Source organism: Candidatus Thiothrix sulfatifontis (assembly GCA_022828425.1).
GTDB classification, from domain to species: domain Bacteria; phylum Pseudomonadota; class Gammaproteobacteria; order Thiotrichales; family Thiotrichaceae; genus Thiothrix; species Thiothrix sulfatifontis.
Genome location: CP094685.1, coordinates 1,965,523 through 1,979,154 on the forward strand (window position 1 = coordinate 1,965,523; position 13,632 = coordinate 1,979,154).

The window sequence follows — 13,632 nt, forward strand, 5'->3', positions numbered from 1 at the left end:
TTCAGGGGGAAGACGATGTTTACACACGAAAAACCGGCGTATTCGGTAGTGATTCACCCGTTGTTGCCAGCCGCGTGGGAGGCGTTTAGCGCCTCTCTGCCTGAGGCTGAACGGCAATGGGCAAAATTGCACGATTTTAAGGCGAATGCTGGGCAACTGTGTTTGATTCCAGACGGACAGGGTGGCATTAGTAAAGTGCTGGTGGGTTATAGTGCCGACGCTGGAGTACGTTGGGCGCTGGCGGCATTACCGAACAAATTGCCGGGTGGACATTACCATCTGGTGTGCGATTGGTCGGCGGAGGCGCAGTTACAAGCGAGCATTGGCTGGGGTTTGGGCTATTACCGCTTTGAGTATTACACCAAACCGGATAATAAAGCCCGCCCGGTGTTATTCGTGGAAAATCAGCAAGCGCGTGCCAAGGCTTTTGTGCAAGCGGTGGCATTGGTACGGGATTTGGTGAATCAACCCGCGAATCACATGATGCCGCAACATTTGTCTGCCGCTGCGCAGGAATTGGCGCGTGCGTTTGGTGCGGATTTCAGCGAAATTGTGGGTGATGCGTTGCTGGCGCAGAATTACCCCGCTATCCACGCGGTGGGGCGTGCCAGTGCTCATGCGCCGCGTTTGCTGACCTTGCAATGGGGTAATCCTGAGCATCCGGCGGTGACGTTGGTGGGCAAGGGCGTGTGTTTTGATACCGGCGGTTTGGACATTAAACCGTCGCAATACATGCGTTTGATGAAGAAAGACATGGGCGGCGCGGCGCATGTGCTGGGCTTGGCGCGATTGATTATGCAATTGCAGCTTCCGGTGCGGTTACGTGTGCTGATTCCGGCGGTGGACAATGCGATTGGCGGGGATGCGTTTCGCCCCGGCGATATTTTGGCAACCCGTGCGGGCAAATCGGTGGAAGTGGATAATACCGATGCCGAAGGGCGCTTGGTGTTGTGTGATGCGCTGGCGGATGCGGTGAGTCACAAGCCGGATTTGCTGTTGGATTTTGCGACATTAACCGGCGCAGCGCGGGTGGCGTTGGGAACGGAAATTCCGGTATTTTTCAGCAATAACCAAGCACTGACCACTAAACTGCAAGCAGTAGCGGCGGATGCGGAAGAATTGATTTGGAATCTGCCCTTGCATCGCCCGTATTCCGATCAGTTGAAAAGCGGCTGTGCCGATTTTACCAACAGTGGCGGGAGCTATGGCGGTGCAATTACAGCGGCATTATTCCTGAATGAGTTTGTGCCGGAGTCCATACCTTGGGCGCATTTTGATGTGATGGCCTGGAATACCCGTGAACGTGCCGGTCGTCCGGTGGGTGGGGAGGCGATGGGTTTGTTTGCCGTTTATCACTATTTGGAAGCCGTTTATCGCGGTGATTGAACTTTTGCGGACTCTTTCGTTCAGTTTCGATTCATTTTTCTTATTCTGGTCTATAATCAAAATATTCGAGTGTTAGATAGGTTGGAATAATATGCAACGACGGTACGCGGCGCAGCGTAACATCGCCCGTCATTTTGCTTTGGGGATCGCCCTAACAGGATTGATGCTAACGTTTTTAGCAGCAGCCCTGTTGGTGTTCCCTTATAAGCTGGCAGCGAACCCTGAGGTACAGGGCGAGCTGCTGTACGATTTGTTGGGAAGTTTGGAATACCAAGACGATGGGCGTTTCAGCCCGGTTGATGATCCTGCGATGCAACAAAATTTGGAAACGTTGACGACTCAAAAGCGTTTAAACGGGCGCGAGGGCGTGGCGTATATCCTGAATGTGCGCAATGGGATGGTGGTGTGGCAGTCAGCGCCGGTTCGCGCAGAATTGGGAGCCGTGGCGGTGGATGACACTTACACCATGCAATTCAAGCAAACCCCTGCGCATCAATTGGCAGTGCAAAATTTCTGGCTAAAAGCGGCAGGTAATGCCCGTTTGGAATTCAGGATGGTGGTAGCATTGCCAATTCATTGACGTTGCTTTGCGTAGGAAGCCTGCTGTTATGGTCGATTTTTATGACGAACTTGCATACGAAACCAATCCTTTCCCCGAAACGCACCCCGGTAATCTGGCTGCATTAGGGCGTTTATTCGGGATTCCGACTGCCTCACCGCAACAATGCCGGGTATTGGAATTGGGTTCGGCGACTGGCGGCAATTTAATCCCGATGGCTTGGCATTTACCCGCCAGTGAGTTTGTGGGAGTCGAGTTATCCGGTGCGCAAGTGGCGATTGGGCAGCGGATTGTCGAGCAATTACCGTTGCAAAATATTCGTTTGGATGTCGGCGATATTTTGGAGATTGATCCTGCCGCGTTGGGGCAGTTTGATTACATTATTGCCCACGGCGTTTATTCCTGGGTTCCCGCTGTGGTGCGTGAAAAAATCTTGGCGGTGGCGCGGGAATGTCTGACACCGCACGGGCTGGCTTACATCAGTTACAACTTACTTCCCGGCTGGCGAATGCGGGGCAGTTTGCGTGATTTGTTATTGCACGCGACCCGCGAGGTAACGGGGGCGGCGGCTAAATACCGTGCCGCGATTGCCGCTTTAGAGCGTTTGCAACAGGCTTTGGTGGGGGCGGAAGCGGATAGCCAACGTTATGTGCAAAAAGAAATCACTTATTTGCTCGGTTCGCACCCCAGTTATTTATTGCACGAATATTTGGCGGGCGAAAACAACGCTTTTTTATTTAGCGAATTCCTTGCTGATGCCCAGCGGCATGAATTGCAATACGTGTGCGAAACCGATTTGCACACCTTGTTCGACACCACGCTGAGCGGAGCCGCGCAAGCTGCCTTGGGTGATATTGAAGACCCGTTGCAGCATGAGCAATGGATGGATTTTGTGCGGATGCGGGCATTCCGCAAAAGCGTGTTATGCCGTGCCGAGGTGCCGCTGGAACGTGCGGTGGATGTGGATGTGTTCACCGAGTTTTTTTACAGCGCGGATCTGCGGCTTAAAGGCAAAGCGAATCTGAGCAATACCAAGCCGGTGGCGTTTTTGACGCCAGACAATACTGAGTTGACGGTGACACACCCGTTGAGCAAAGCTGCGTTGCTGTATTTGCAGGAAGTACACCCTTACACCCCGGATTTCACCGAGTTATACGCTCATGCCGCCGAACGGGTACGTGATGCTGGCGGCAAGCAATTTGCGAATGCTCGTAGCGAATTGGTGAGTGAATGGTTCAGCTTGTACAGTTATCGTGCGGTGTATGGGCATTTGCATCCCTGCTTGATCAAGCCCGAATGGTCGGAACGCCCTGAAGCCAAGGCTTTGGCACGCTTGCAAGCGGCTGAAGGTTGGCAAAGTGTGGCGAGTATTCGCCACCAAGCCCTGAGCCTGGATAATTTTTCCAGCCGTTTATTGCAGGCGTTGGATGGCACGCACACTGTTCCCGAACTTACCCAGCTTTTGTGTGAGGAAGTGACCACTGGGGCGTTACCAATCCCCGGTGGTAAACAAGCACAAGCCAGCGCTAAAGGCTTGGAGAAAGAAATTGCGGCGAATGTTAAGCATTTGCTGAGTGTATTTGCGCGGCATGGTTTGCTGGTTTGACGTTACGGTGTGCCTGCTACTAAGCTTTTTACCAGCCATGTGGGGGCGGGAATCTCCGCAATCGGCTGAAAAATGCCGCTCAATTTGGTGGGCATTGCGGTTATTTGGCGGGCTTCGCTCCAACTATTGCCCCAGTCATTGCTGCTGTATTGATACCATTGTTTGCGTTCACCGCTGCCCGCTGGCACATACGCCGCCGTGATCAGTGTGCCGCGCCCTTGCTTATCCATATTGAAATCGTGCAGACCGGGGTAATGGTTGCCCCAATTGGGGCGATTTAATTCAGCGGGAAGATGCACGGTGGTGCAACTGAAGTCGCTCAACTGGTTTTTGCCCTGCAAAACAATGTAATCATTGCCGGGGCCTTCGCGTCCCCACGTGGCAAACAAGGTCACGCGGTTCAACGATGGTGTGCTGTAAGCGGCGAGTACCGCGCTGCCATCCGCAATCGGGTAGGCTTGCCAAACAGTATCGCGTTTGGCGAATAAAATAGCGCCCGATTCCGCCGGATTTTGCCCAATCAACAACGGCAGTGTTACGCCCTTTAAGGCATAACCGTGTAACGCATTGTTTTTAATCAGTGAGTTTACAAACGCTTTGCTGACGCGCTCGGCTTGCCCGCATTGCCACCCCGGTTGCCACAATGCGGCACCGTCAGTTTTTAGGGTTTCCCCGGCACAGCCGCTGACAGGGAGCAAACTGCTGATCAGCAATAATCCTGCGAATACGGTGTGCGATGTGGTGTGCATAATGATTTCCTTGTTTGCCCCCGAAGCCCAGTCTACTGCTTCAGACTGTCAGAATAAAGAAATGTTCAGTATCGGGAAGCAAGCAATAATTCACGGGTGTAAAGGTGTTGCGGATGATCAAACATAAGGTTTACGGTGCCGGTTTCTACCACTTGACCGTGACGCATGACGGCGATGCGGTCACACACCCCGCCCGCCAAGGGTAAATCGTGGGTAATCAACACCAGCGCCATTTGCCGCTGGGCGCGAATGTCCCGCAACAGTGCGAGAATTTCGGATTGTACCGTGACATCCAAAGCGGTGGTGGGTTCGTCAGCAATCAGCAATTCGGGTTCGCACAGCAGTGCCATTGCAATCATTACCCGTTGGCGCATTCCGCCAGAAAGTTCGTGCGGGTAACTGTGTAAGCGGCGGCGGGCATCGGGAATGCGCACTTGATCGAGCATGGTCAGTGCTTGTTGTTGTGCTGTTGTCGCGCTCATGCCTTGATGGACTTCCAGCACTTCAGTGAGTTGTCGCCCGATGGTCAGTAGCGGGTTTAACGCTGTCATCGGGTCTTGGAAAATCATCGCCATGCGCTTGCCACGGTATTGATTGAGGACGCGCGGCGGCTGATTCAGCAATTCTGTACCCGCAAATTGCAGGCTGCCACGGGTTTGGGCATTGCGTGGCAGTAAGCCCATGACCGCGTGAAACAGTTGGCTTTTGCCCGCACCGGATTCGCCCACTACCGCGAGGGTTTCGCCCGCCATGAGTTGCAAATCCACGCCGCGCACGGCTTCGATCACGCCGTCAGGGGTGTTAAAACAAAGCTGTAATTGCTGAATGGATAACAGAGGTATCACGGCGTTGGGGTTCCATTGCGCTATAATCCAAGCATCATAACCTGTGAGCCGTAATAAAATGAACACCAGTAATCGTGAGAGTATGTTGGGCGGTTTTCTTAATGTCCGCCAAGAAGCCATTTCCGGCGTCACCGAACCCGCGTTGAAGCGCTTGACCGAGGCCGCCAGCGGTGATGTGAAAGAAATTGCCGCGTCGCAAATTGAATTGCTGTCGCGTTTTTACGATTTATCCTTGTCGCAAGCAGGGCGCAGTTTTCGGTGGGCATTAATTGCCAGTGTGGTGGGCTTGCTGTTTTTCCTCGCGGCGATTGGCTTTATGCTGGGTCAGAGCATGGATGTCGCCATCATCAGTGTGATTGGCGGTGCTATGGTGCAATTTGTTGCTGGGGTGAATTTCTTTTTGTATGGCAAAACCTTGGAGCAACTCACCTTGTTTCAAGGACGTTTGGAAGTGACGCAACGTTTTTTGCTGGCGAATAGCTTGTGCGAAAGTTTGGAAGGCAAAGTGAAACATTACACCCGCGCCCGGCTGATTGGGGCGTTAGCGGGAATGAGTGGCGCTGATTTAGCCAAAGATTTGGTGGATGCGGAGCAGGGGTTGGAGATAAGTTCGCCGGGGCAGCCGCCGGTATTTGAACCGCCTGTGGAGCCGGATCATCAACGTGAGGTGGCGGCACGTCCGTTGTAGAGCAGGATTGATTGACCGATTTGTTCTATAGTACCGGGTTTGCGCTCATTTGAAGGAGGTTTGCATGTTTCGCAAAGCAGCAGGGTTGCTTGCCAGCATGGTGGTGTGGTCTATGTCGACGGCGGCAGAAACGTCGTTGAAACAGAATTTGATGACGGCGGCTGATACCAAAGCCAGTGGCGAATACGCTTTTTCTCAGTGCCGTGCGTTGACAGGGCAGACGTTTGACGCGACTAAATCGACGAAAAAAGCGCTGATTGTCGGCGACAGTTACGCCTGCGATTTTTTGAACAGTATGCAGGAAAACGGGTATTTGCGTGATTACCAGATTGCGCTGCGTTTTATTCCGTATGACTGCCAAACCGTGGCGGGCGATGCGGCTCCTAAGTACATTGCTGCCAAAGATCGTAGCTTGTGTGCCACGCCAGAGCGAGCCGACAGTTTGGAGCGTGCTAAAGCGCAGATGCAAGAAGCCGATGTGGTGATTTTTGCATCCCGCTGGAAACCGGAGATTGCGGCGGCATTGCCACAGACCTTGCATACCTTGGGTTTGCAACACCGGCAACGGGTAGTGGTGGTGGGCAGCAAGTTTTTCGGCAAGATTTCGGTGCGGCAATACTTGCGAATGCCTGCCAATGATTTGAAAAAGTTGGAAAATGAGGTAGACCCTAGCGAAGCAAAAGCCATCAATGCGGTGTTGGCGAAGGGCTTAGGCAAAGAGGTATTGTTTGTTGACCCGCACAATTTGGTGTGTGGCGATGATACGAGCTGCCCGTTGTTTACCGATGATGTGAATTTGATTTCGTATGACGGGCGGCATTTGACCAAGGAAGGAGCGCGTTACATGGGCAAAGTGTTGTTCCAACACTCGGCATTGGGGCAGATGTGACGGCAACTCCACATTTCCTGCATGACCTTTGCACGTGATTCGGGCAGAATCGCGGCTTCTTTTTGTGGAAACCCCGTTAAACCATGAGCCGTTTATTGCGTTCCGGTGCTGTGATCAGCGCCATGACCATGATTTCCCGCGTGTTGGGCTTGCTGCGCGATATGATCGTTGCGCGTTATTTTCCGGTGGATGGCGCAACCGATGCGTTTTATGTGGCATTCCGCATCCCTAATTTGTTGCGGCGTTTGTTTGCGGAAGGGGCGTTTTCCTTAGCCTTTGTGCCGGTGTTGTCGGAATACAAGGAAAAGCGTGGTCAGGCAGAACTCAAGGATTTGATTGATCATGTGGCGGGTTATCTGGCGCTGATTTTGCTGGTGATTACCGTCATCGGCGTGATCGCAGCACCTGTGGTGATGTGGGTGTTTGCACCGGGGTTTGCCAGCAAACCGAGTGCGCGACCGGATTTAGCCGTGGAAATGCTGCGGATTACCTTTCCTTACATTTTATTTATTTCGCTGACGGCGTTTGTCAGTGGGATTTTGAATACGTTTCATCGGTTTGCGATTCCGGCTTTAACGCCTGCGTTGTTGAATGTGGTGATGATTGCGGCAGCGGTGTGGGGTGCGCCTTATTTTGACGAGCCAATCTTGGCGTTGGCGTGGGGGGTGTTTTTTGCGGGGTTGGCGCAATTGGTGTTTCAGTTGCCGACCTTGACGCGCTTGGGATTGCTACCGCGTTTCCGTTTGCGTAAGGCTCACGAAGGGGTTAGCCGGATTATGACGCTGATGATTCCGACTTTGTTTGGTTCGTCAGTGGCGCAGTTGAATTTGTTGATCAATACCTTGCTGGCGTCGTTTTTGGCAGTGGGCAGTATTTCGTGGTTGTATTATTCCGACCGTTTTGTGGAATTGCCGTTGGCGATTGTCGGGGTGGCGTTAGGGACGGTGATTTTGCCCAAATTATCCAGCGACCATGCCAAGGCAGATGCGGCGCAATTTCAGCAAACGATGGATTGGGCATTGCGGCTGGGGGTGTTGATTTCGCTGCCTGCGACGCTGGGTTTGGTGTTGTTGGCAAAGCCGATTCTGGCAACGGTGATGATGCACGGTGAATTTGCGTGGCGTGATGTGCAAATGTCGTCCTTGAGTTTGATGACGTATGCGGTCGGCTTAAGTGGGTTTATTCTGGTGAAAGTGTTAGCGCCCGGTTTTTATTCGCGTCAAGATACCAAAACCCCGGTTAAAATCGGCATGATCGCGATTGGGGCGAACATGGCGCTGAATGTGTTGATCGTGTTGCCTTGGTATTTTTCAGGTATCGCGGGGGCGCACGCGGGTTTAGCATTAGCAACTGCGTTGGCGGGGTATGTGAATGCGGGGTTGTTGTTTTATCACTTGCGTAAACAGCAGATTTTTCAACCCACGAACGGCTGGTACATCTTTTTGCTGAAAATCGGCGTGGCTTGCGGCGTGATGACGGCGTTGGTTTGGTTGGCATCTCCGGCGGATGCGTGGTGGCAAACGGCTTCCACAGGGGCAAGAATTGGCTGGTTGACGGCGCTGATGGTGCTGGCGTTAAGCAGCTATTTTACAGCGTTGCGGTTGCTGGGTATGCCGTTTAAACAAATGTTGGGGCGCTGAAACTTTTTTCTCTGGTACACTTCGTGCAAGTGTCAAAATACATCCTACAGGAATCTATAATGAAAAAGTTAGTTATACTGCTGTCTGTTCCCGTTGTTTTGCTGGTCGCGTGGGGCGGTACTAATTGGTATGTCGGTCAACAGACTGAAACCACCTTGAAACAGTTTATCGACCAACAAAATCAAGCCTCCGCCCAAAATGGTATCAAGCAAGAACTGGTCAGCTATGAAAAAAGCGCATTGGGCGCTACTGCGATTACCAAGCTGATCATGGACGTGCCACCGTTGAGCGGTTTGGGTGAAATCCAATTCATCAATGAAATTAGCAATGGCCCGGTGTTTATCGGTGGCGGCAGCCCGGTGCAGTTCGGCACCGCACGAATCCACACGCAACTGGATACCGAAGCGTTGGATGCGGAGCAGCGTCAATGGTTAACCACGGCATTTGCGGGTAAAGCGCCGTTAGAAGGCCACACCGTGATTGGTTTTGGCGGCAATACGGATTACCACTTCACCACGAATCCGCTGAAAGTGGATCAGGATGGCACGACCGCACAAATGGATAGCATTACCTTGTCTGGCACTTCAGCGCCGGATATGACGGGTAAGATTTCGATGCAAGCGGGTAAAATTGAAATTAAAGATACCACGGCGCAATTCACCCTGCCTTCCATGCAATTAGAAGGCGACATGACCGGCATGATTGGCGGGCAAGCGTTGGGAACGTTCGATCTCAAGATGCCGGGCGTGAGCATTTTAGCGGAAGACACGACCGTACCCGTCAGCTTTGATTTGGCGATGCAGTCCGACAGCGGCGTTACTGACAATGAATTGGCGTTTACAATTGCCACGCAAGCCAGCAATGTTCAGGGCGTCGACGACGCGTTTAGCAAGCTGGATTTCAAACTCGACCTTAGCGGTTTGGATATGGCTGGCGCAGAAGAATTGGGCAAGCTACAAGCTGAGTTGCAAAGCCTTCAAAATCAAATGCTGTGGAGCAGCGAAGCCACCGAAACCCCGGAAGGCCAGCAAAAACAGCAGGAGTTGATGACGCAATTGACCGATACTACCGGCAAAGTCGTCGAAACCTTGTTTGCTAAAGTGCTGAAAACCGACAAAAGCCGTCTGCATACCACGCTCTTGACCGAAAGCCCCAAGGGTAAGCTGAATGCCGATGTGGATTTGACCTACACGGGTAAAGCAGCCCCCGATATGATGGCGCTTGCCAGTTACGGCCCCAATGACTGGGCAAAACTCATGAAAGGCAAAGTAACCTTGGATGCCGATAAAGCCTTGCTGCCTCCCGGTTCTGAGCTGATGTTGACCCCGCTTAGTGAACAGGGTTTGCTGAAATTGGACGGCGAGAAAATTACCAGTGCCATCGAGCTGGCGGGCGAAAATGTTACCCTGAATGGCAAACAGATGCCGTTTGCTGACTTTGTGGCTATGCTGGCGCCGCCGGGTATGGATCAGAACATGATGGAAGAGGGCGGCGACCCGAATATGGGCATTCCTGAAGATTTGATGAAAAAGATCGAGGCAGAAGGTCTAACCCCAGAAATGATTCAATTACTGGAAGAAAGCGATGATGTGCCTAAAGAAACCATCGAGATTATGAAACAGTTGCAGCAAATGCAGCAGCAAATGGGGGCTGAGGAAGCGCCTGCGACTGAAGCAGCACCCGCCGCAGACGCTAACAAGGAGTAAAGAATAATGGCAGAAAACGCAACTTCCCCGTACATTTTTGAAGCGACCGCGCAGAATTTCCAGCAGATTATGGACAGTTCATTCCAAGTCCCGATCTTGGTGGATTTCTGGGCGGACTGGTGTCAACCCTGCAAAACGCTGATGCCGATTTTGGCGAAATTGGCAAACGAATACCAAGGCGGTTTCATTCTGGTGAAGGTCAATAGCGACCAACAGCAGCAACTCGCCACCCAATTCGGTGTACGCAACTTGCCGACCGTCAAGGTCATCAAGGATGGCAGAATCGTGGATGAATTCACGGGGGTACAGCCAGAGTCTGAAATCCGCAAACTCATCGACCGCCACCGCACGCGCAAAACTGAGCCGTACCGCCAGCAAGCACTGGAAATGTACAACAACGGTGATTTGCCGGGCGCAACGCAGTTGATGGAACAAGTGGTGCAACACGAGCCGGATTTCTACGAAGCCGTGGTGGAACTGGCGGGAATGCTGATTCAGCAAGAACGTGCTGATGAAGCCGAAGTATTGTTGCAAAGCATTCCGCCGGATGCGATCGACAACCAAATCCTCAGCCAACTGTTGGCGGATGTGAAACGTGCCAAATTGCAGGCGCAAGTGGTTGGTGTGGACACGTCAGCACTGGAGCAGCGTTTAGCGGAAAATCCTGACGACCTTGCGACCATGTTGGAACTTGCCAAAATCCGCGTGGCGATGGATGAGGTCGAAGCGGGTTTGGAGCTGTATTTTGCTGTCCATAAGAAAGATAGCAGCTTCGAGAATGGCGCGGGTAAGCAAGGGCTGTTCAATACGTTTGAATTGATCGGTTCGGGCAATCCGTTGGTGAAAAAGTATCGTAATAAATTGTTTGCGTTGCTTTATTGATATTTCCTGCCGTATTGCTGGCATTTTTCGGGTGTCGCCCTTGAAATCCCCAAACTAAACCCTACTTTCCACGGCGAAATGATTTTTATCGCCGTGGAGTAGCACAATGAATGATCCCAAAGACAACAACCTGCAAGACGCAGCGACAAACGATGCTGAAGACGCTGTGATGGACGTGATGGACATTGAGCCATTAGACACTGATACCTTGCAAATTGAACTCGACAAAGCCAAAGCGGAAGCCGCCGATAACTACGAACAATTGCTGCGAGCGCAAGCGGAAATGGCGAATCAACGCCGTCGTTTTGAAAAACAAATTGAAGACGCGCACAAATATTCTGCCCAAAAATTCCTCGAATCTATCATTCCGGTGATTGACAGCTTGGAAATGGGAATGCAAGCGCAAGGTGACATCGAGCAAATTCGCGAAGGCATGGCGCTTACCCTCAAGCAGTTTGAAACCGTCATGGAAAAATTCAACATCACTTCGATTGGCAAACCCGGTGACGTGTTCAACCCTGAACACCACCAAGCCATGTCGATGCAGCCGCACCCTGAGTTCGACAACAATACCTTGTCGCTGGTCATGCAAAAAGGTTACTTGCTGAACGGTCGCGTGGTACGCCCTGCGATGGTCATGGTTAGCAAAAAGTAAAGATTCTGTCACATCGGCTCTTGAAAACGGGCAGTTAGCCCCACATAAACAAGCCAACTGACAACATTCGTATTAGCCCTACAAAAAGCATTCTGGAGAGACACTATGGGAAAGATTATCGGTATTGACTTGGGTACAACTAACTCTTGCGTGGCGGTCATGGATGGCGACAAGCCCCGTGTTATCGAAAACGCAGAAGGTGATCGTACTACCCCGTCGATCATTGCGTTCATGGAAGACGAAGTGCTGGTCGGTCAAACCGCTAAGCGCCAAGCCGTCACCAACCCAGAGAACACCCTGTACGCGATTAAGCGTTTGATCGGTCGCCGTTTCCAAGAAGATGCGGTACAAAAAGACATCAAACTCGTGCCGTACAAAATTGTCCAAGCCGACAACGGCGATGCGTGGGTAGACGTGCGCGGCAAGAAAATGGCCCCGCCAGAAATTTCCGCCCGCGTGCTGATGAAGATGAAGAAAACCGCTGAAGATTTCTTGGGCGAGCCTGTCACCGAAGCGGTTATTACTGTTCCGGCTTACTTTAACGACTCGCAGCGCCAAGCCACTAAAGACGCGGGCAGAATTGCCGGTTTGGAAGTCAAGCGTATCATCAATGAGCCAACCGCCGCTGCACTGGCTTACGGCATGGATAAAGCCAAAGGCGACAGCAAAATTGCCGTTTACGACTTGGGTGGCGGTACGTTTGACGTATCCATCATCGAAATCGCCGACGTTGATGGCGAAATGCAGTTTGAAGTATTGTCTACCAACGGTGACACTTTCCTCGGTGGCGAAGACTTCGACATGCGCTTGATTGACTATCTGGCAGACGAATTCCGCAAAACCAGCGGCATTGACCTCAAAGGCGATGCACTGGCGATGCAACGTCTGAAAGATGCGGCAGAAAAAGCCAAGATTGAGTTGTCAACCAGCCAACAATCGGATGTGAATTTGCCGTACATTACCGCTGATGCGACTGGCCCGAAGCACTTGAATATCAAAGTGAGCCGAGCCAAGCTGGAATCACTGGTGGATGATCTGATTGAGCGCACCATGGCACCGTGTAAAATTGCGCTGAAAGATGCAGGTTTATCTGCTGCACAAATTAACGATGTTATTTTGGTCGGTGGTCAGACCCGGATGCCTAAAGTGCAAGAAGCGGTGAAAAACTTCTTCGGCAAAGAGCCACGTAAAGATGTGAATCCTGATGAAGCGGTTGCTGTTGGTGCCGCGATTCAAGGCGGCGTATTGGGCGGCGGCGTTAAAGACATTCTGTTGTTGGACGTTACCCCACTGTCATTGGGTATCGAAACCCTTGGCGGCGTTATGACCAAGCTGATCCAAAAGAACACCACGATCCCCACCAAGGCATCGCAAGTGTTTTCGACCGCTGAAGACAACCAAACGGCTGTGACCGTGCATGTGCTGCAAGGTGAACGTGAAATGGCGCGTGACAACAAGTCACTGGGTCGTTTCGACCTGCAAGACATCCCACCTGCACCGCGTGGTATGCCACAAGTAGAAGTGACGTTTGACATCGACGCGAACGGCATCTTGAACGTTGGCGCGAAAGACAAGTCTACCGGCAAGCAGCAAACCATCGTGATCAAGGCTTCTTCCGGCTTGTCCGATGCTGAAGTCCAGCAAATGGTGAAGGATGCGGAAGCGCACGCGGAAGATGACCGTAAATCTCGCGAATTGGTCGATGCGCGTAACCAAGCCGACAGCATGATACACGGCACGGAAAAGTCACTGAAAGAGTACGGTGAGAAAGTGGATGGCGCATCGCGTGCTAACCTCGAATCCCTGATCAGCGAATTGCGTGATGCGATTAAAGGCGACAACAAAGACGTGATCGAGCGCAAGTCCGAAGCGTTGATGGAAGCATCTGGCAAGCTGATGCAGCAAATGGCGGGCGGCGCAGACGGCGGCGTTGAGCCGGGTGCAGGCGCACAAGCCGGTGGCAAAGCGGGCGATGACGACATCGTTGATGCTGAATTTGAAGAAGTCGATGGCAAGAAGTAATACAC

Annotated in this window: 12 protein-coding genes; 10 read left to right on the forward strand and 2 right to left on the reverse strand. The window is 52.1% G+C overall.

Going from position 1 to position 13,632, the window contains the following annotated elements:
- Nucleotides 1-15: 15 nt before the first annotated feature.
- The 3 genes from L3K52_10090 (at nt 16) to L3K52_10100 (ending at nt 3,551) form a co-directional block, all read left to right on the forward strand.
- Nucleotides 16-1,386 (forward strand): leucyl aminopeptidase family protein, encoded by a 1,371-nt coding sequence (locus tag L3K52_10090; protein UOG90557.1) that lies wholly within the window; start codon nt 16-18, stop codon nt 1,384-1,386.
- A gap of 91 nt (nt 1,387-1,477) precedes the next feature.
- Nucleotides 1,478-1,966: a hypothetical protein gene (locus L3K52_10095; GenBank protein UOG90558.1), complete on the forward strand. Its 489-nt coding sequence runs from the start codon at nt 1,478-1,480 to the stop codon at nt 1,964-1,966.
- Between the two features lie 28 nt (nt 1,967-1,994).
- Nucleotides 1,995-3,551, forward strand: a complete 1,557-nt coding sequence (locus tag L3K52_10100; protein ID UOG90559.1) for a class I SAM-dependent methyltransferase — start codon at nt 1,995-1,997, stop codon at nt 3,549-3,551.
- Nucleotides 3,552-3,553: 2 nt separating this feature from the next.
- Here the strand turns inward: L3K52_10100 and L3K52_10105 are convergent, their stop codons facing one another.
- Both L3K52_10105 and L3K52_10110 read right to left on the reverse strand, forming a co-directional pair.
- Complete coding sequence (locus tag L3K52_10105; protein UOG90560.1) at nt 3,554-4,300, reverse strand: hypothetical protein; 747 nt, start codon at nt 4,298-4,300, stop codon at nt 3,554-3,556.
- 65 nt (nt 4,301-4,365) lie between these two features.
- Nucleotides 4,366-5,145 carry an ABC transporter ATP-binding protein gene (locus L3K52_10110; protein ID UOG90561.1) on the reverse strand — a complete coding sequence of 260 codons (780 nt, stop codon included), beginning with the start codon at nt 5,143-5,145 and terminating at the stop codon, nt 4,366-4,368.
- Between the two features lie 58 nt (nt 5,146-5,203).
- Here L3K52_10110 and L3K52_10115 point away from each other — a divergent pair, with 58 nt between their 5' ends.
- The 7 genes from L3K52_10115 to dnaK all read left to right on the forward strand — a co-directional run bounded on the left by L3K52_10115 (nt 5,204) and on the right by dnaK (nt 13,627).
- The gene (locus L3K52_10115) at nt 5,204-5,833 is read left to right on the forward strand and encodes a hypothetical protein (protein ID UOG90562.1); all 630 of its coding nucleotides are present in this window, start codon (nt 5,204-5,206) and stop codon (nt 5,831-5,833) included.
- A gap of 64 nt (nt 5,834-5,897) precedes the next feature.
- On the forward strand, nt 5,898-6,722 hold the full coding sequence (locus L3K52_10120) for a hypothetical protein (GenBank protein ID UOG90563.1): 825 nt from the start codon (nt 5,898-5,900) through the stop codon (nt 6,720-6,722).
- 83 nt (nt 6,723-6,805) lie between these two features.
- The gene (gene murJ / locus L3K52_10125; GenBank protein ID UOG90564.1) at nt 6,806-8,362 is read left to right on the forward strand and encodes a murein biosynthesis integral membrane protein MurJ; all 1,557 of its coding nucleotides are present in this window, start codon (nt 6,806-6,808) and stop codon (nt 8,360-8,362) included.
- 59 nt (nt 8,363-8,421) lie between these two features.
- On the forward strand, nt 8,422-10,068 hold the full coding sequence (locus L3K52_10130) for a YdgA family protein (GenBank protein ID UOG90565.1): 1,647 nt from the start codon (nt 8,422-8,424) through the stop codon (nt 10,066-10,068).
- Between the two features lie 6 nt (nt 10,069-10,074).
- Nucleotides 10,075-10,950 carry a thioredoxin gene (gene trxA / locus L3K52_10135; GenBank protein UOG90566.1) on the forward strand — a complete coding sequence of 292 codons (876 nt, stop codon included), beginning with the start codon at nt 10,075-10,077 and terminating at the stop codon, nt 10,948-10,950.
- A gap of 106 nt (nt 10,951-11,056) precedes the next feature.
- A complete protein-coding gene (grpE, locus tag L3K52_10140) occupies nt 11,057-11,605 on the forward strand; it encodes a nucleotide exchange factor GrpE (protein UOG90567.1) in 549 nt (182 codons plus the stop codon).
- Nucleotides 11,606-11,710: 105 nt separating this feature from the next.
- The gene (dnaK, locus tag L3K52_10145) at nt 11,711-13,627 is read left to right on the forward strand and encodes a molecular chaperone DnaK (GenBank protein ID UOG90568.1); all 1,917 of its coding nucleotides are present in this window, start codon (nt 11,711-11,713) and stop codon (nt 13,625-13,627) included.
- The last annotated feature ends 5 nt before the right edge of the window (nt 13,628-13,632 follow it).